The organism is Staphylococcus lugdunensis (assembly GCF_001558775.1).
Taxonomy (GTDB): domain Bacteria; phylum Bacillota; class Bacilli; order Staphylococcales; family Staphylococcaceae; genus Staphylococcus; species Staphylococcus lugdunensis.
Map to the genome: position 1 here is coordinate 752,558 of NZ_CP014022.1, position 20,063 is coordinate 772,620.

The following is a 20,063-nucleotide window of genomic DNA, read 5'->3' on the forward strand; positions in this document are numbered from 1 at the left end:
TCAACACTATTTCAATTTAATTTTTACTTCTTTCAGCTCACCATCACGATAAATTTTTGCTGTAATCGTTTTTAAATCTTCTCTATGACTAAATATAATCTGTCTATATCTCAAATTATCTTCAATTAGCTTACCATCTAATTCTACTATGACATCATCTGTTTTTAAACCCGATTTTTCACCTAAAGAATCTGTATCGATTTGTTTAATCACAACACCATTTTTTACTTTGTCCGGTAATTTTATTGCTTTTCTTTCAGTATCATTTAAGTCGCCGACATTTTGTAAATCAATGCCTGTATTAGGATAAACAACTTTCCCTTTATCTTCTAGTTGTTTTGCAATTTTTTGAGCATCATTAATTGGAATGGCAAATGCCATACCTTCTACGTTATCCATGTTGATTTTTAAAGAGGCAATACCTATTAAGTCACCATTTTCATCCACAACAGCACCACCTGAATTCCCTGGGTTAACTGGTGCATCAACTTGAAATGCTTTCGATAAAACATCATATTTACCATCTTTATCTAAATCAGCTGGTACAAAACGATTCATACCAGAAATAATCCCCTTAGAAACTGAGCCTTTAAAATCAACGCCTAATGGGTTACCGACCACTAAAATGGATTGTCCGAGTATTAAATTACTAGAATCGCCAATGTCAATTGGTGTTAATGCATCATCTTTAGGTGCTTCAGCTTTGATAACAGCAATATCAGACCATTTATCTTTTCCTACAACTTTTCCTTGAATTGTTTGGTTATTGCCATATGTAAGTTTTTGTTTTTTTTCATTTCCTACTACATGTGCATTGGTCATAATATAAATGGCGCCGTCCACTTTTTTGTAGACGACACCTGAACCAATTTCACTTTCTGAGTCTTTAGTATCTTTGGGTAAGGTGCTGTTTTTAGGTGATTCACTTTCCACCGTAACTACTGATTTAACTGCGCTATTGGCACTTTTCATAGTAGCTGTATATTTCTTATCATGATTTCCAGAGTTGAGTAAACCACTTTGATTTGTTCCAGTGTTATTTACATTTCTAAATATTGCACTTAATAATAAAATTAATATAATTACTGCAACAACAATAACAACTTTAACCCAATGTTTTTTAAAGAATTTAGTGATGCTTTCTAAAATCTGTGCATTATTAATATTATCTTGTTTATTCTCTTTAGTTGCCTTATTGGGTTCTGTTTGTGTTTTTTTAGACTTTTCTTGATGTGTTTGCTTATGGTTCTTTTTAGCGCTTGTTATATTTGCTGCTTGTTGCTTTTGTTCATCCTTTGAATTTACTGTCTCTGTATCGTTTTTACGTTGTGTATTTTCTTTCTTTATTTGCTGGTGTGTGTATAAAGGTGGCTCTTCTTGATTGGCTTTTTTTGTTGTTAACTGATTGAATTTACTATTACGTTTTTTTTTCGTTTTCTTAGGTCTTGATTCCTGTTTCTCTAATGTATCTCGTTGCTGCTCTTTATTATCTTTACTATCATTTTGTAATTCTGTCTCTTTTGGCTTTTCTTTTGTTTCTGATGTTTTCTGTTGAATAGGTTCATCATTTTGATAATTATCTGCACGGTCAATCGCATTCTGTTGCTTTATTTTTTCGTCAGTTTTTTTAGCGTGATGTTCTACTGTATTTTTCTCATCATCAATACTATTTGTTTCTTTTCCAACTTGTTGTTTTATATGATTATTATCTTGAATACTAGTGTCTGGGGTATTTTCTTTTATATCTTGACTGTGTTGTTGATGGATTTCTTCTTGCGTTAATTTCTCAATACGTGCTTTTCTTAAATTATCTTTAACACGCTCTTCATTAACTTTAGATTGCTGCGCTTCTTTTTTTGCTTGTTTTAATTTTTCTTGTTGCTCTTGTTGAATTCGTGCTTCTCTTTCTTCATTATGGAAAAATTCGCGTCTTTTTCTTCGATACTGACTTCTAGGTATCACTTGTTTTTTACCCTTATCCAAAGATGACAACTCCTTACTTTTATTACTCTATTATTATGACACAATCAATGTATAATTGCTTGATGATAACGAACATTTATAGCATTTTACTATATACTTCTATATTTTAAATCTTAATATGTCTAACTAAAATCTGCAATTTGTTATAGTTATAAAAAAACTCTGCCCATGAATGCTCCATGGACAAAGTTATCTATCTTTATTGTTGTTCACGTTTTTTATTATTGTGTACAGATGTTAACCAACCTACCAAAACTAAACCTATCATTACTACCCAAAATATAGTTTGCCATAAAGTTGAATGTGGGAAATCTTCTGGTAACACGGCAATGTCTTTATGTGCTAAAACAATCACAACTAACTTGATACCTACCCAACCTACAATAGCAAATGCTGCACCTTCTAAGCCAGGATATTTGTTAAGTAGCTCTACAAACCATGTTGCTGCAAAACGCATTAGAATAACACCAATCATGCCGCCAATAAACATCACCGAAAATTGACCTAAATCCATACCACCAAAATGAATTCCAACTTTTGGTAATGTTACAGCTATTGCCATTGCGGCTAACATAGAATCAATTGCAAATGCGATATCTGCAAACTCAACTTTTAATACAGTGCCCCAGAATTGTAATGGGCTTAATTTCTTTTCAACCCCGTGTTCATCATAATGATGATCATCACCTTCAGGTTGAGCTTCATCTTTACTATGGAAGAAATTCCATAAATTTTTAATAGACATAAAAATTAAGTAAACAGCCCCTGCTGCTTGTATAAACCAAAAGTTCGCAATAATACTAATTAAGAATAATGCAATAAATCTAAATATAAAAGCACCTAATAATCCATAAAACAAGGCTTTCTTTCTTTGTTCTGGTGGTAAATGTCTTACCATTACCGCCATTACGACTGCATTATCTGCGGCAAGTAAGCCTTCCAAAAATACAAGAACGAGTATAACCCATAAATAAGGCAAAATTAAGCTCGGATCCAAAGCGGACAACTCCTTTGTTCATGATATACAAATAAAGAGACCCATGCTAAATTATTAGCAAAGGTCTCACTAAGCGATGACGCTCACTTTACCGGAAGTCATCCTTCGTAGTGACGATAAAGTGTTAATGCAGACATTTTATTAATAAATGCAGCGAAGTGCCTGTCCACATCTCAAGTTACTCCCCTCTGACATCAGTCATAGGTATTCATTTGTTACCAATATTATACATATATTGATAACTTAGTACAATATATTGCCTACAAATTGTGTGGCTAATTTATAAGTAACTTGAAGATTCATATAATTACAACAAGCTATAAAGTTTTATTTCTGGGAATTTCTCCTCAAACCAACGTGTTGCAAACTCATTTTCAAAAAGGAATACAAGTTGGTCATATTTATCTTTAACTAGAATAGAACGTGATGTATTCATCTTATCTTTAATATCATCTTCGTTTTCAATCCATCTAGCAATTTTTCTACCTACAGGTTCCATGATAACATCGACGTTATATTCGTTCTTCATGCGGTGTTCAAATACTTCAAATTGCAACTGGCCTACTGCACCTAGAATAATTTGATTGGTGTGTAATGTTTTATAGTATTGAATTGCACCTTCTTGTACTAATTGTTCTATACCTTTATGAAAATGCTTTTGTTTCATAACGTTTTTGGCAGATACTTTCATAAATATTTCCGGGGTAAATTGGGGTAAATCTTGAAAACTATATTTTTGTTTACCGCCAACCAGTGTATCACCAATTTGATAGTTCCCCGTATCATATAAACCTATAATATCACCAGCAACTGCATGATTGACCGTCTCTTTATCGTCTGCCATAAATGAAGTAGAACGTGTGATTTTTTGCTTTTTAAGTGTACGCTGTAACGTTACATCCATACCTCGCTCAAATGCACCACTTACTACACGCATAAAGGCAATTCTATCTCTATGTTTTGGATCCATATTGGCTTGAATTTTAAATATAAATCCTGAAAAATCAGCATCAAATGGACTTACTTCTATATCTTCTTTTGTTTGTCTTGCATGAGGCATTGGCGCAAAATCAACATAAGCATTTAAGAAATTTTGCACTCCAAAATTTGCTAATGCTGACCCAAAGAATACAGGTGTTAAATCGCCACTTAATAAGGCCTCATCATCAAATTGCTCTCCAGCTTCATCAACGAGCATCATTTCTTCAATTGCTTGGCTAAATGCACTATCATTCTGGATTGCATGCGCTTCTTGCAGTTCAAAATCATCGTTTAGATGTAATATATTTTCTTCATCTCTAAATGGCTCAATTGTTTTTGTTTTGCGATCAATAATGCCAAAGAAGTTTTGTCCCATACCGATAGGCCAATTCATTGGATATGTATCAATATTCAATGTTTCTTCAATTTCATCTAATAATTCAAATGGTTCTTTACCAACTCTATCTAACTTATTGATAAATGTAAAAATCGGAATACCTCTCATTTTACAAACTTTAAATAACTTCAATGTCTGTGGTTCGATTCCTTTAGCACAGTCGATAACCATGACAGCACTATCAACAGCCATTAAAGTACGATACGTATCTTCTGAAAAGTCTTCATGCCCTGGTGTATCAAGAATATTGATTTTATAATTATCGTAATCAAATTGCATAACTGAACTTGTAACTGAAATACCACGTTCTTGCTCAACTTTCATCCAGTCACTTGTAGCAAATTTACCACTCTTTTTACCTTTAACAGTACCTGCTTCACGAATCGCCCCGCTAAAGTATAATAGTTTTTCTGTTAACGTTGTTTTACCAGCATCTGGGTGAGAAATGATGGCAAACGTCTTTCTTGACTCTACTTCATCTTTTAAACTCATTTATAAATCTCCTTTTAAATTATCCGCAATCCAACCAGTTAATTTAGAAGCAATTGTACTTGCATCTTGTTCATTATTAAAAGTAAATAATTGCATCATTAATTCATCGTTAATTTTATTTATATGTGTAGCTAAAGATATTTCGAAAGACCAGAAAACATCTGGAATAGCTATCAACAAATGATTTTTTTCTTTATTCTTATATAGATAAACATTAACCGTTTCATGATGAATAATCAGTTGTTTAACGATCAACGGGGCCACCGCCAAATTTCTTATAGGCAGCTTCTAAGCCTATCAAATCATCCCTATGCGGAACTTTAACATGTCCTGGCATAATTTGATAAGGTTCTCTTCCTTTAGATGCTAATACAACTGTATCCCCCGGTTCGGCAACTTCAATTGCATGTCTAATGCCTTCTGCGCGATCTTCAAATTCAACATAGTTATCGTGCGTGGCCCCTTTAGCTAATTCTGAAGTTAGCATTTTAGGATCATCATTAGCTGGGTTATCTGGTGTAAAGATAACATAATCTGCTCGACAAGCTACTGTTCCCATTTCTGGCGTTTTAGTTAAATCACGTTCACCCGCCATACCTACTAAGAAAATCAGTTTTCGTTTTACGAATGGTTTAACAGCATCTATTAATTTGTTCATTCCATCTGCTGTATGTGCGTAATCAATAATCAAATCTATAGGTAAATTCGGATCAAGTACTTCAAGTCGTCCTTCGACCGGTTCAAGCGTTTTCACTGCTTCGACAATAGTTTCAAAAGGTATTCCTTTACTCCACACAGCAATCATTGCTGCCATTAAGTTTGAAATATTGAATTTACCAACATATGGTGATTGTACATTATAGTTACCAAATGGTGTGTCAAGTTCAAATGTTACTCCTTGTAATGATTCATTAATATGAATTGCTTTAAATTGCGCATCGTTATCAATACCGTATGTAAAAATTTCGTATGGGGTTACTGACGCTAAATATTCAGAAAAAGCATCATCGTTGTTTAAAACTACGTACTTTTCTTTAGATAAATCTTCTCCTAATTGACTAAAGAGTAATGATTTAGCATGTCCATATGCTTCCATAGTGCCATGAAAATCTAAGTGATCTTGTGTTAAATTTGAAAATATAGCAACATCAAATTCAACACCTCTAAGTCGACCTAAAGCTAAACCATGACTTGACACTTCCATTGTCATCGCTTCTGCACCAGCATCCACGGCTTCTTTAATCTTTTTAGTTAATGACACTGTCTCAGGCGTAGTATTCGCACCTTTTGTCTTTTGCTCATTAATTTGGAAACCATTTGTTCCTAAATAAGCACTATTTTTATGTAACTTACGATAAATCAAATGAATCATGGTAGCAATTGAAGTTTTACCATTTGTTCCAGTAACACCATACGTCGTTAATTGATGGCTCGGAAAATCAAATAAGGTATGCGCTAACAAACTTGCCACTCTGAGTGTCTCACTAACAATAATTTGAGTTACATCGCCTTCGACTTCTTGCTTACTTTTCACAACAATAATTTGACATCCTTGGTTAATGACATCTTGACAAAATTTGTGACTGTCTACCGTATAACCTTTTGATGCTACAAAAATACTTCCTGATTTAGCTGTACGTGAATCCGTTGTAATATCCGTTACGTGTCTATCTAAAGTTCCAATTACTTGTTTTACTCTAATTTTTTCAAATAATGTGCTCGCATTCAAAACGTATCGCTCCTTTTTTACAATACTTTTTTTACAATACTTTCATTATACACGTTTTAAAGATGATGATAAATTTATTCTTATCTTTTTCAATCAAAACATTTACATCCGATTTAATTAGTCAAAAAATTAATTAGGGCTTAACTTTATTAATTTAGGGTAAAAATTTTAAAAATTTACTATAAATTGTATTATGACAATACATTTCATTAAAATCGTGCTACCATGGTAATATACAAAGATATAGTCAATTAATATAGTAAGGACTTAATTATTTAACATTTTTATATTAATAAAGTACTATTAAGTGATTAGTAACATTAAGACAACGACGACTATCAAAGATGAATGAATGTGTTATAATGCTTAGATATAATTGAAACTGAAACTAACGGAGGGTGGCTATTTATGGTTACTCAAACTAAAAAGATATTGATTATTACTGGGTCCTTTGGTAACGGACACTTACAAGTAACAGAAAGTATCGTTAACCAATTCAATGAAATGAATTTGGATCATCTCAGTGTTATTGAACATGACTTATTTATGGAAGCTCATCCAATTTTGACTTCTATCTGTAAAAAGTGGTATATCAATAGCTTTAAATATTTTCGCAATATGTACAAAAACTTTTACTATAGTCGCCCTGAAGAGATAGATAAATGTTTTTACAAATATTATGGCTTAAATAAATTAATAAACTTGCTGTTGAAGGAAAAGCCTGACTTGATCCTCTTGACTTTTCCAACACCAGTCATGTCTGTTTTAACGGAACAGTTTAATATGAACATACCTATCGCAACTGTAATGACAGATTATCGTATGCAAAAAAACTGGATCACACCGCATTCACAGCGTTATTATGTAGCTACTGAAGATACCAAAGCTGATTTTATGAGTGTAGGCATCCCAGCATCTCATATTAAGGTTACAGGCATTCCAATATCAGATAAATTCGAAGCTCCGATTGATAAAGATGCTTGGTTAAGAAAGCATAAATTAGACCCAGAAAAACCAACGATTTTAATGTCTGCAGGGGCATTCGGAGTGTCTAAAGGTTTCGACCAATTGATTAAAGCTATATTAGATAAGAGTCCGCACGCACAAATTGTGATGATTTGCGGCAAAAACAAAGGTTTAAAACAATCATTAGCCTTTGAATTCAAAGAACAAGAAAATGTATTAATTCTAGGATTTACTAAAAATATGAATGAATGGATGGCATCAAGTCAACTTATGATTACAAAACCAGGCGGCATCACAATATCCGAAGCGCTAACAAGAACGCTTCCTATGGTCTTTTTAAACCCTGCACCTGGACAAGAGTTAGAAAATGCGCGTTATTTTGAAAACAAAGGTTTTGGTAGAATTGCAGATACACCTGAAGATGCAATTAACTGTGTATCTGAATTAACGCATGATGTACAAGCTTTACAAGCAATGTCACAACGCATGAAAAAAACAAAAGTAGATTATTCTACATATAAATTATGTACTGATTTATTATCTTTAATCAATCACTCATCACAATATCAAGAAGTTTACGGAAGGGTTCCATTGTATGCAAGATTCTTTGTCAAATAGTCATACAAATAGTAAGAAAAGCTTTGTCATCATGCTAATTATTTTATTTTTAATGGAATTCGCACGTGGTATGTATACACTTAGTTATATCAACTATTTGCCAACTGTCACATCGATTTCCGTGGCTGTAACATCTGCAGCTTTATCCATACATTTTATTGCAGATGCATCTACCAATTTCGTTATAGGTTTTCTACTAAAAAAATGGGGAGCAAAGCTTGTGCTAACAGCAGGCTTTTTCCTCGCTTTTATTAGTTTATTTTTAGTGATTTGGGTTCCAGCAAACCCTATTATCATTATCTTATCAGCGATTATGCTCGGTATCGCTGTTAGCCCAATCTGGGTTATCATGCTATCAAGTGTAGAGGAAAATAAACGTGGCAAACAAATGGGTTATGTTTATTTTGCATGGCTCTCTGGGTTGCTCGTTGGTTGGGCGTTTATGAATGTGCTTGTTAAATTGCACCCTACTCGCTTTGCCTTTATGATGTCTTTAGTTGTCATTGTTGCTTGGGTTATGTATTACTTTGTTAATATTCAATTAACTAATTACAATACTAAGCCAGTTAAAGAACAAATCGGTCAAATTATTAACGTTATGAAACGACATCTTGTGTTGTTTCCTGGTATTTTACTCCAAGGTGCAGCAGTTTCAGCACTCGTTCCTATTTTACCGACGTATGCGACAAAAGTTGTCAAAGTAACAACCATAGAATATACCATTGCTATTGTAATTGGTGGATTGGCCTGTGCCTTTTCTATGCTGTTCTTATCTAAAATGATTGACAATAATAGCCGTAACTTTATGTATAGCATTATCATTTTTGGCTTTGTACTATACACAGCATTTATTTTCTGGCTGTCATTAGTCACAAACATCATGATTGTGTGGTTAATTGCATTATTTATTGGCCTTATGTATGGTTTATTGCTCCCTGCTTGGAATACGTTTATGGCAGGACAAATTAATCCCGAAGAACAAGAAGAAACATGGGGCGTTTTTAATAGTGTGCAAGGTTTTGGTTCGATGATAGGTCCACTATTTGGCGGTCTTATCACTCAATTCACAAACAGTTTGAATAATGCATTTTACTTTTCAGCTATAGTATTCCTATTTCTAGCATTTTTCTATGGCACGTTTTTCGTTAAATCAAATAAACATACGCATTAAAAAAAGATACTGTATGATGACTAGACTGTGCATCATACAGTATCTTTTATTCATATTGTTTAAAATTGAAATGTATCAATAACATTCCACTTATCTTCTTGATTGTCATATTCTAAGAGTGATAATGCTTCAATAACTTCTTTATGGTCTACCCCTGCTAATTTAACTTGTCCATAAATATCTTCAAACTCTTGGCTTGATAAACCTTGAGCGATAGTAAAGTGTGGGACAAATGCATGTTCAGCTATACCATAAAAAGCATCTGTATTAAATTGTTTAAATAATTTTTCTAATTCATCTGTTTTCGCAACTTTAAAGTAGATAACATTATTAGTTGGCTTAAAACTTGATGCTTTTGTCACATGTACATCAATAGGTGCAATATCACTAATTCTAGCTTTAATATCTTGTTTAACTGAATCTAATTCCGTTTCATTAATATGAAATTGCGCCTTGATTGTGATATGAGGTTTAATTTGAGCGTAATGAGTATCATAACGTTTACGGTATGCGTTCACCTCATCTTGAAATGATTTTGATGGAATCAATGCTAATCCTAAAATCATTGTTACCCCTCCTTTGTTTTACATAGCTCTATTATATCAAAATCACATGAAAACCGTTACTTAAAAATAAATAATTAATTATTTTTGACTAATAATATTATTAAGTCTGGGACATAATTATATTTTGAGCTTTGATCTCTGTATTGGCAGTAGTTAACTGTATTAAAAATACGATTATATCAAGCTTTTTCACCTTAGTCACTCTTGCCGCTGAGCGAGGCAGAATTCATAATGATTTCGTAGTCCCGCTACCACCTTTATAATTTCATTATACTTAAAGCTTGACTTAGAGTTACTCTAAGGGTTTATGGTTAAGATATGTTGGAAAGGAGATTCAATGAAGACAATCAAAGAAGTATCTAATGAGACTGGACTTTCACCACACACTATACGTTTTTACGAAAAAGAAGGTTTAATTAATATACCTAGAAATAAGCAAGGTATTCGTATTTTTAATGAAATAACTATGGATACGCTTATGGCGATTGCACATTATCGAAATGTTGGTATGTCATTACAAGATATCAAACAAATTATGAAAGAATTTCACAATCATCAATTATCAACTCAACTTTTGAATAACACTTTAACTAAATTGGATACACAAATTAATGAACTTATATCTACTCGTGAATATCTAGTCAAAAAGATACAAATCCATCAACATTTAGCAGAACTACAAAAAAATGGTTATACAGAAAAAGCACGCTATGAGGCTTATGTAGCCCTAAGGAAAAATGAAAAAGGAGACGATTAACATATGTCAAAAGTAATTGTAATCACAGGAGCAAGTAGTGGTATAGGAGAAGCAACTGCCAAAATGTTAGCTAAAGCTGGTAATATTTTAGTAATTGCTGCGCGACGTAAGGAACGTTTGGTTCAATTAGTTAATGATATTAGAAATGATGGTGGTCAAGCCATCTATGTTACTGCAAATGTATCAAAACTAGAAGAAAGTAAAAAAGTAGCTCAAGTGACATTAGAAAACTATAAAAAAATTGATGTATGGATTAATAATGCAGGACTAATGCCATTGTCTGAATTTTCAAAAGGTTTGGTTGAAGAATGGGATCAAATAATTGATGTTAACTTAAAAGGAACTTTATATGGTATAGATGCTGCCTTACCTACTATGCGTAAGCAACAATCAGGTCATATTATCAATATTGCTTCATTATCTGCACACCAATCTGGCGCAACAACAGGTGTATATTCAGCTACTAAGTTTGGTGTAAGGGCAGCAAGTGAAGCATTACGACAAGAGGAAGCAAGCGTACAATCAAATATACGTGTAACTGTTATTTCACCTGGAGCTGTACAAACTGAATTACCACAACAGGGTAGTGATCAAGAAATTAAAGACAATCTTAAAGACTTCTACTCAAATCTAGCTATTCCACCTGAACAAGTTGCACGTACGATTCAATTTGCAATTGATACACCTGTGGAAACTTCAATTAATGAAATCATCATCCGTCCGACGGCACAAGCTTTATAAAACTTTAAAAATAAGCTTAAATGCACAATAAAAATTATTTCATTATATGAATTATTTTTATTGGCATGAATCTAGCTATTTAGAGCTTAAAACATAATTACGTTTTAAGCTCTAAACTATATATGAATAGACTGTATTAAAAATACGCTTATATCAAGCTTTTCCACCTTAGTCACTCTTGCCGCGGAGCGAGGCAGAATTCTAATAAATTCGTAGTCCCGCTACCTTTCTTGTAACAAACTGCTTTTTGATCAACAATCGTGTTGCCTGTGATACGCCCATTGGTAATCTATGCATATTATAAATCTTCTTATTCTTCGACCTTTAAGAAATATTTCAAAATATCCTCTAACATTGGTTTCCAGGATTTCCAATTATGTCCGCCATCAAATTCCACATATTCGTGTGACATACCATAACGCTTTATTAGTGCCGACAATTCTCGATTTGGTGTTAGAAAATTGGCTGGCGCTCCTGTCGTTGGTAACTTGAAATCTTCCTCTTCCAATCCAATTGCTTGCCATAACGTCAACTGATCACGTTGTTGACATGCTTCAAAGCGTGCTCTAATTGAGTCATCATACATCGGACTTAACATGGCAACTTGACTAAATATTGTCGGATAAGTAAGCCCAATCATTAATGCAATACTTCCGGCTAAGCTATCTCCTATTAATAATCGCGCGTTACCCACTTTATATGTTGGGAATGTTTGATCTATAAACGGTAACAACTCTTTACCTACAGCTTGAATCGTCTGTGAACTGCGTTGACCTTGTGGATGAAACTCAGCACGTCGCTTATCTACATCTTCATAGTTAAATCCTACGATTATGGCTGGATGGATTTGTTCATTTTGTCTTAAGCGTTCATAGTCTCTTTGAATACGACCAAATCTAAGAAAATCGAGCCCATCAAAGCAAATGATTACTTCGTATTTTGATAAATTAGTATATGTTTCGGGTAAATATATAGATAACGTAATATCTCTTTGTAATATATCACTATGTAAAATATGTTTATTAATTTTACCTGGCTTAAAATCTAACATTTGGACTGGCCCCCTAGTTATCGTATTCATATTGTAACAAGAGATTTTCACTTTTAAAATAAGATTTGAAAAATACAATAATGATAAGTTCATTTAAAAAATATCTTGACTTCAACTTGAATTGTTTATTTGTGTTTATATTTAAAATAACTTTTGTCGTTACAAGTTTTGATATATACTTAAATATATTGAATGATGAAATTTAGGAGGACTTAAGCATATGCTTAATAAAGTGTGGTTTAGAACGGGTGTCGCATTATTAATTCTGTTCTTACTGATAAAATTAATTATGGAGGTACATAGCGTATTCACACCAATTGCTACCATCATTGGTTCAGTGTTTCTTCCATTTATACTAAGTGGTTTTCTATTTTATATTTGTTTACCATTTCAAACATTATTGGAAAAATTTGGCTTCCCTAGATGGGCAAGTATTACGACAATTTTTATTGCTTTGATTGCAATTGTTGCAGTTGTTGTTGCATTTATCGCACCTATCATCATTTCAAATGTTAATAGCTTAATTCATGCTATTCCAACTATTCAAAATGACGTTGAAAGAATTATTAATTTCTCACTAAAACAAATGGATAAATTACCTAGTGATGTGACTACTCGTATTAATAATACTGTGAAGTCTTTAGGAGATGGCGTATCTGATGTATTAGCCAACTCTTTAAGTTATATTACTTCATTTATTTCTACTATCTTCTTGTTGGTTATGGTACCGTTCTTCTTAATTTATATGTTAAAAGATCATGAAAAGTTTATTCCAGCTGTGGCTAAATTTTTCAAAGGAGAGCGTAAAGTTTTTGCTGTAGGTTTATTACAGGATTTAAACTTTACATTAAAATCATATATCCAAGGACAGGTTACCGTTAGTGTTATCCTAGGAATCATCTTATATATCGGTTATACAATTATCGGATTACCATACACACCTTTACTCGTATTATTTGCTGGTGTTGCTAACTTAATTCCTTTCTTAGGCCCATGGTTATCATTCGCACCAGCTGGCATTTTAGGAATTATCGATAGCCCTACAACATTTATCTGGGTTTGTATAGTCACATTAATTGCACAACAACTTGAAGGTAATGTCATTACACCAAATGTAATGGGTAAATCGTTAAGCATTCACCCATTAACAATTATCGTCGTTATTTTAGCAGCTGGCGATTTAGGTGGATTTACACTCATACTTATCGCAGTTCCATTATACGCAGTGTTGAAAACAGTCGCGAGCAACATCTTTAAGTACCGCACTCGTATTATGGATAAAGCCAATAGTGACGTTAAAGATTAATAAGAGCAGTGTAATGTTTTCAAACTAAAGAAGAAACTGGACCATCATTCCTAGAAAAATAGCCAGTAAATGGGTTGTATTTAAACTCATTTACTGGCTTATTTAAAACATTTTATATTGTTGGTTTGCTTTCTTAAGAAACAGCTTTCTTTTGCTACCCCAACTCGCTTTGTTTGTTGGCTTTCATTTCAAACATCTCTTTGTTGAGGCCCACCCCAACTTCCTGAGCTTGTGGAATTTCTTATCGAAATTCTTTTTGTTGGGGCCCCGTGTCTTACCATATATTTATGGTATGCAAACGGTGTTCAATAAAATATCATTATTTAATCGCGTGGAATCCACTATCTACATGAATATTTTCACCTGTCACACCACTAGATAAGTCACTAAGTAAATATGCTGCTGTCTTACCGACTTCTTCTTGATCTACATTACGACGTAAAGGTGCGCGTTCCTCAATCTCTTTCAAAATTGTATTGAAACCACCTACGCCTTTAGCACTAAGTGTGCGAATTGGGCCAGCAGAAATCGCATTTACACGGATGTTATCTTGCCCAAGGTCTAGCGCTAAATACTTAACATTCGCTTCTAAACTTGCTTTAGCTACACCCATCACATTATAATTTTGAACGGCAAATTCGCCACCAAGATATGTTGTTGCCACAATACTACCGCCATGAGGCATAATTTTTTTAGCTTCATGCGCTACAAGTGTTAATGAATATGAACTGATATCTTGAGCTAATAAGAAACCTTCACGTGATGTTTCAGAGAAGCGACCACGTAAATCTTCGATATTTGCAAAGGCAATTGAATGATAAACGCCATCAATATTGCCTACTTCTTCACCAATTTTAGCAAAACCATTAATAACATCTTCGTCTTTTTGCACATCAATTTGATACAATTTTGGATCATTTTGATTTAATTGTTCCAATAATTTTTCTAATTCTTTACGGCTGCGTTCTTTACGGTATGTAAATACCAACTTTGCGCCTAACTTATCTAATACTTTAGCTACGCCAAACCCAATACTGCGTTTATTTGCAATACCCATAATGACAAACGTTTTATTTTCAAGATTTAACATTTAAACTATCTCCTTGTTTCGTTTTTTATATACATAACTCTCTCTTCTATGCATCATACAACATTTTAACACTATTTCTAGTGTCTAATAAAGTGTTTTAATGCCCTCGGTACTTGTGGTGTAACATGTATGTTCCTGAGCCTGAGACATCATTATGTTTTAAGCTAAAACTAAATATTGGCAGTAGTTGACTGGATTGAAAATACATTGATACCACGTTTTTTCAATCCTAGTCAACCTTGCCGGGCCAGGACTACAAATTCACATTGAGTAACATTTTCACTCCCTTAATAATAAAATTCTAACTCGCCTTTAAGTTCATCTACATATTCCTTAGACCCTGTTACAATTAAACGATCTTTATAACGCAACTGTGTATCACCATGTGGCACGATAGACTCATTATTTCTAATTATGCGTACAAAGATAACATCGCCACCAAATGGGAAATTACGCAATTCTAGATTTTCATATTTATGATTTAACATCTCAATTTCATATAAAGATGTTTCCACATTGCTTAGTAAATTAAGCATATTGGGTGTTTCAATAAGTCCTTTAAGAAAAATTTTATTGCTTAAAAAGTTGCTGAATATTTCTATGCCAGAATTTTTCATTCCCACGTCATCAGTCATTGTCTCTAAACGACAAATCACTCGATTAACACCGTGTTCTTCTGCCATCATCGCAACACGACGATTGATATCATCATCATTGGTTGCACATACGACAATATCATTATCAAATAAACCTAATCGAGTTAATATCGCCTCGTCATAATCATTGATTTCTAGTACAGTAATACTATCAGCCAAATGACGATGATCACTTAAATCTTTTCTAAAATATAAAGACACATTGTAAAGCTGTGATGTTAGATTTTGTGCAATTGGTATGGTTAGTTGATTTTTCCCAATGAGCGCCACTTCAATACGTCGATTAACTTCATCTGGAATTGGGAATAATTTTTTAAAAACAACAGGTACAAAGACACAAGTAATCACGGCACTGAGGATTAAAATACCAGATGTCTCTGACGATATCGTTTTTAGCTGTTCTGCTATCTTCGCCGCCGCAATAACTAATGACAATGTTGAAGTGAGTAAAAATGCTGACGCAATGGTTGTTTTCGTATCAAACCATCGTCGAATAAATAATACTGGTAAGAGTTTTGATATTAAAAATGCACCTATCAATACCGGTATAATAATCAATAAAGCGGGTTCCTTAATAAGTGATGGTATGTCTAAATCTACACCAACCATAATAAAAAATATCGGTATAAAAAAGCCATAACCAAATGAATCTAATTTTTGCACAAGCTCCTCATCGGGTTTAAGTAATGAAACTACGACACCAGCTAAAAACGCACCTAAAATGTATTCAGCACCCACGCCTTCAGCCAATGCTACTAATAAAATAATTAATGCAAAAATCGCACGGATTCCAATTTGTGTTGTACCTGACATTAATTTTTGTAAAAAGGACATATGTTTGAACAGAATACCAATAATATAAAAAATAGCGGTAAAAACAACTAAAATCGCTGATAACCATATCGAACCGCCACCTTGACCATTTAATGCACCGTATACTGTCAATAACACCATAGTAAACAAGTCTGCTAATACTGCTACTAATAAAATAAACTGTCCAATCGTCGTGCGCATAATATTCATTTCCTTTAGCGTTGGCACGACAACACCTAAAGAAATGGTCGAAATAATAATGATCATCAATAGCACATCATCAACTAAACCTAGCCATTTAAAAGCATAAGCTAAAACAATAGAAATAATCATAATAAAGATAAAAACAGTTAACGCCATATTTAAATGGCTAGGCACATTTTTATCCTCTTGACTTTGCCCCTGACGATTGCGTGTGTCTTTTTTAAAGGCTGAAAAATCAATCTCAAGACCACTTAAAAACATTAAAAAGATAAAGCCAAGCGTTGATAAAATATTGAGCATGCTATCCTTTTCAACTAAATTTAGAAAAGAATTCCCAATAATCACTCCCATTAAAATTTCTGCTACAACAACAGGTAAAAAACTAATATTTAAACGATTTACTAATATCGGCGTAAAAAATGCCGCTACGACAACAATTACAAGTGAGAAAAACTCCATATGCGCCCCCCTAAGTTAAATATGACATAAATGATGTTGCTAATCCGAAATAAATTAACATACTAACAATGTCATTAATTGTAGTAATAAACGGACCGCTTGCTACTGCAGGATCGATGTTTATTTTATTCATTAATAATGGAATCATGGAACCTACTAAAGTACCAACCGTCATAGCTATAGTTAAACTTGCTGCAACAATTAAAGCTAAAAACGGCTGTTTGAAAACAACAACGATAATTAGAAATAAGATGATAGCGCAAACCGAACCAGATAACATGCCACTCCCCGCTTCACGTAATGCAACTCTAAACTTACTTTGTTCATCAATCTCTCCTGTCGAAATATTCCGAACTGAAACGGCTAGTGATTGAGTGCCTGAATTTCCTGACATCCCGCTGATAATTGGAATAAATGCTGCTAATAAAGCAACTTTAGATAAAGTATCTTCAAAATTGCCTAAAATGGTAGCTGTTATCATACCTAAAAATGTTAAAATAATGAGCCAAGGTAAACGTTTTGCTGCTGTTTTTACAATTGAATCATTCGTTGAATCAATGTCAGAAACACCGGCCAAACGAGAATAGTCTTCACTAGCTTCTTCATCCATAACATCTAAAATATCGTCAATAGTTATGATCCCAAGCAGATGGTCCTGATAATCAACAACTGGTAACGCAATAAAATCATAGTCTCTCATTTTTTGTGCAACATGCTCTTGGTCGTCTGCAACGTTCACACTAATTACACGCTCACTCATAATGTCCTCTATATAAGCATCATTTTCAGAAACAATTAAGTCACGTAATGATAGAACACCAACCAATTGTCCTTCTACATTCGTTGCGAAAATAACATAGATGGTCTCTGCATCAGGAGCTTGTGATTTGACAAGCATCAATGCTTCTTTAACTGGTGTTTCAGCCTCTAATGATATATATTCCGTCGTCATAATCCCGCCGGCTGTATCTTCTTCATAATGCAGTAATGCCTTAATCTCATTGGCATCGTCTTTATTCATCAATGTCAGCAAACTTGCTACTTTGGGTTTTGATAACTCATTTAATATATCTACCGCGTTATCGTAGGACATTTCTTCTAAAACTTTACTTGCATATTGTGCATTCATTGTGTCGAATAATTGCTCATAATCCTCATCATCTATTTCTAATTGATCGAAAAATCCAGCAACTTCTTGAGGTGATAACAATTGAAATATTTTATGTCTAATAACATTATCGCTATCCTCAAAATACTCGCTTTGCTCATATGAATGCATTGCGAGAAATTCTTTTCTAAAATCATCAATATCATTGTTATTTAATAATTCATCTAGTAGTGATTGGTTATATACCGCATGTTGATCATTGTCCGCTTTCTCTATCTCCATAGACAATTGGAACACCTCCATTACTGGTTTATTATAGCATGTTATACAGGCATATTAGTTGTTTATAATCAATAGTTATTGATATCGTTTGATGCAAAATAGGATGCTTAAATTGTAATGCCGTACATTGCAAACAATGGTTGTGAATCTTACCATGATTTCCACCATATAACGCATCTCCTATCAAAGGATGTCCAATGTATTGAAAATGTACACGGATTTGATGTGTGCGTCCTGTATGTAATGTAACTTCACATAAACTAACGTTTTGTTTGCTATTAAGCGTTCGATAAGTTGATTTAGCATACTTACCAGTGGATGAAACTTGCCGCGTAATAATACTATCATTTGCACGGGCTATAGGCGCTTCTATAATTCCTTCTGGCTGAGTTGCGCCATGACACAGTGCTATATAACGCTTGTTTATTTTGATATGTGACAAGAGATGATGAATGTGACCATGTTTAGCTAATAACACTAAACCTGTGGTATTACGATCCAGTCTTGTCACAATATGTGGTGTAAAATCATTATCATTCTCGTGACAATAAGCTAGCACTTGTTCAATTAAACTTTCATGTGGATGCTCCCTCGATGGTGCACAATTTTGTAAACTCGGTTTACATACGATTAATAGATAATCATCTTCGTAAACAATATCAAGTGGATGGTGAAAGGCTTGTAAATTAGCACTTGGAATTTCAGTAGGCAAAATAATCGTGAGCTTATCTCCCGGTTGCAATTGATAACGCACTGTGACCGGCTCATGATTAACAAGTAAAGCGCCATTTTGTTTAATGGCGCTTGTCGTTTTCTTGGAAAAACCTTGTTGTTGTAAAAATGACTTTAGTACATCAGGTGATTTGATTGCATAAGTGAATCTCATCGTTCGTCATCACTTTCAATAAAGGAATCATGGACACGTTTCCAAAATGGGAAAGGTCTAAAACGAGCAAACCTTACTTTTTCATTGGCAACTCTATATTGAATACCGCTGACATTTTTATGTTTAATGCTGACATGATCAATGGTTGTACGAATTGTATCATGGTTTACAGGTGTGATATAACATGTATGGTGCTTAGGCAAGACAAGTGGTGAACCGACCGTACGGAATACTCTATTATTGATTGAGGCAATTTCAGCAATTTGAATTGCTTCAAGGGAAGGATGAATTAATGCCCCTCCCAACGCCTTATTATAAGCAGTAGACCCAGATGGTGTAGAGATACACAAACCATCTCCTCTAAAGCGTTCAAAATGTTTACCACGAATATTAACATCAACAACCAGTGTAGAGCCATTATCCGTTTTCATCGTTGCTTCATTCAATGCCAAGTAACGCGTCTCATAACCATTATCATTATAGCGTACAATCATTTCTAATAATGGGTATTCAATGACTTGAAACTCAGAATTATTAATTTCTATAATTAATTTTTCCACTTCATGAGGTAACCAATCAGCATAAAATCCTAAGTGACCAGTGTGCACCCCTACAAAAGCGACTTGGGAAAGCATATGACTGTATTGATGAAATGCTTGAAGTAAAGTACCATCTCCACCAACAGATATAACTATTTCTGGATTCTCATCATTTTGTGTCATGTGAAAGTCCTTCATATGACTAATCATTTTATGCTTTAATGCATTCGACTTCGAGTCACCTTTGGATAGAATCGTATAACGCATTACT

General features: G+C 33.7%; 17 protein-coding genes. 5 read left to right on the forward strand and 12 right to left on the reverse strand.

The window, feature by feature from the left end; all coding sequences use genetic code 11:
- Window positions 1-6: 6 nt before the first annotated feature.
- The 5 genes from AL499_RS03575 to AL499_RS03595 form a co-directional block, all read right to left on the reverse strand.
- Window positions 7-1,983, reverse strand: a complete 1,977-nt coding sequence (locus AL499_RS03575) for a S1C family serine protease (protein WP_037540868.1) — start codon at window positions 1,981-1,983, stop codon at window positions 7-9.
- Between the two features lie 199 nt (window positions 1,984-2,182).
- Complete coding sequence (locus AL499_RS03580; RefSeq protein WP_002492869.1) at window positions 2,183-2,980, reverse strand: TerC family protein; 798 nt, start codon at window positions 2,978-2,980, stop codon at window positions 2,183-2,185.
- A 307-nt stretch (window positions 2,981-3,287) separates the two neighbouring features.
- Entirely contained in the window at window positions 3,288-4,850 is a 1,563-nt protein-coding gene (locus AL499_RS03585) for a peptide chain release factor 3 (protein ID WP_002492862.1), read from the reverse strand.
- On the reverse strand, window positions 4,851-5,105 hold the full coding sequence (locus AL499_RS03590; protein ID WP_002492860.1) for a YueH family protein: 255 nt from the start codon (window positions 5,103-5,105) through the stop codon (window positions 4,851-4,853).
- Complete coding sequence (locus tag AL499_RS03595; protein ID WP_002478408.1) at window positions 5,095-6,579, reverse strand: UDP-N-acetylmuramoyl-L-alanyl-D-glutamate--L-lysine ligase; 1,485 nt, start codon at window positions 6,577-6,579, stop codon at window positions 5,095-5,097. The genes AL499_RS03590 and AL499_RS03595 overlap by 11 nt, the downstream gene beginning before the upstream one ends.
- A 408-nt stretch (window positions 6,580-6,987) precedes the next feature.
- Between AL499_RS03595 and AL499_RS03600 the strand changes: the two genes are divergently transcribed.
- The gene (locus tag AL499_RS03600) at window positions 6,988-8,163 is read left to right on the forward strand and encodes a diglucosyl diacylglycerol synthase (protein WP_002478409.1); all 1,176 of its coding nucleotides are present in this window, start codon (window positions 6,988-6,990) and stop codon (window positions 8,161-8,163) included.
- The gene (ltaA, locus tag AL499_RS03605; protein WP_002492863.1) at window positions 8,141-9,334 is read left to right on the forward strand and encodes a lipoteichoic acid biosynthesis MFS flippase LtaA; all 1,194 of its coding nucleotides are present in this window, start codon (window positions 8,141-8,143) and stop codon (window positions 9,332-9,334) included. Before AL499_RS03600 ends, ltaA begins: the two co-directional genes overlap by 23 nt.
- A gap of 59 nt (window positions 9,335-9,393) precedes the next feature.
- On the opposite strand, the gene AL499_RS03610 is transcribed toward ltaA, so the two are convergent.
- On the reverse strand, window positions 9,394-9,900 hold the full coding sequence (locus tag AL499_RS03610) for a YjcG family protein (RefSeq protein ID WP_002478410.1): 507 nt from the start codon (window positions 9,898-9,900) through the stop codon (window positions 9,394-9,396).
- Between the two features lie 337 nt (window positions 9,901-10,237).
- Between AL499_RS03610 and AL499_RS03615 the strand changes: the two genes are divergently transcribed.
- On the forward strand, window positions 10,238-10,657 hold the full coding sequence (locus tag AL499_RS03615; RefSeq protein ID WP_002492861.1) for a MerR family transcriptional regulator: 420 nt from the start codon (window positions 10,238-10,240) through the stop codon (window positions 10,655-10,657).
- Window positions 10,658-10,660: 3 nt separating this feature from the next.
- Window positions 10,661-11,398, forward strand: a complete 738-nt coding sequence (locus tag AL499_RS03620) for an SDR family oxidoreductase (RefSeq protein WP_002492859.1) — start codon at window positions 10,661-10,663, stop codon at window positions 11,396-11,398.
- A 310-nt stretch (window positions 11,399-11,708) separates the two neighbouring features.
- Here AL499_RS03620 and AL499_RS03625 read toward each other — a convergent pair whose 3' ends face one another.
- Entirely contained in the window at window positions 11,709-12,449 is a 741-nt protein-coding gene (locus AL499_RS03625) for an esterase family protein (RefSeq protein ID WP_037540867.1), read from the reverse strand.
- Between the two features lie 220 nt (window positions 12,450-12,669).
- On the opposite strand from AL499_RS03625, the gene cozEa reads away from it, so the two are divergent.
- Complete coding sequence (gene cozEa, locus AL499_RS03630) at window positions 12,670-13,755, forward strand: lipoteichoic acid biosynthesis protein CozEa (protein WP_002459499.1); 1,086 nt, start codon at window positions 12,670-12,672, stop codon at window positions 13,753-13,755.
- 319 nt (window positions 13,756-14,074) lie between these two features.
- On the opposite strand, the gene fabI is transcribed toward cozEa, so the two are convergent.
- The 5 genes from fabI to AL499_RS03655 form a co-directional block, all read right to left on the reverse strand.
- Window positions 14,075-14,845: an enoyl-ACP reductase FabI gene (fabI, locus tag AL499_RS03635; RefSeq protein ID WP_002459500.1), complete on the reverse strand. Its 771-nt coding sequence runs from the start codon at window positions 14,843-14,845 to the stop codon at window positions 14,075-14,077.
- Window positions 14,846-15,132: 287 nt separating this feature from the next.
- Window positions 15,133-16,977: a monovalent cation:proton antiporter family protein gene (locus AL499_RS03640; protein ID WP_002459501.1), complete on the reverse strand. Its 1,845-nt coding sequence runs from the start codon at window positions 16,975-16,977 to the stop codon at window positions 15,133-15,135.
- A 10-nt stretch (window positions 16,978-16,987) separates the two neighbouring features.
- Window positions 16,988-18,367 (reverse strand): magnesium transporter, encoded by a 1,380-nt coding sequence (gene mgtE, locus AL499_RS03645; protein ID WP_371089513.1) that lies wholly within the window; start codon window positions 18,365-18,367, stop codon window positions 16,988-16,990.
- A 31-nt stretch (window positions 18,368-18,398) separates the two neighbouring features.
- A complete protein-coding gene (locus AL499_RS03650; RefSeq protein WP_062248863.1) occupies window positions 18,399-19,253 on the reverse strand; it encodes an RluA family pseudouridine synthase in 855 nt (284 codons plus the stop codon).
- Window positions 19,250-20,059 carry an NAD kinase gene (locus tag AL499_RS03655; protein ID WP_002478415.1) on the reverse strand — a complete coding sequence of 270 codons (810 nt, stop codon included), beginning with the start codon at window positions 20,057-20,059 and terminating at the stop codon, window positions 19,250-19,252. The genes AL499_RS03650 and AL499_RS03655 overlap by 4 nt, the downstream gene beginning before the upstream one ends.
- Window positions 20,060-20,063: the final 4 nt, after the last annotated feature.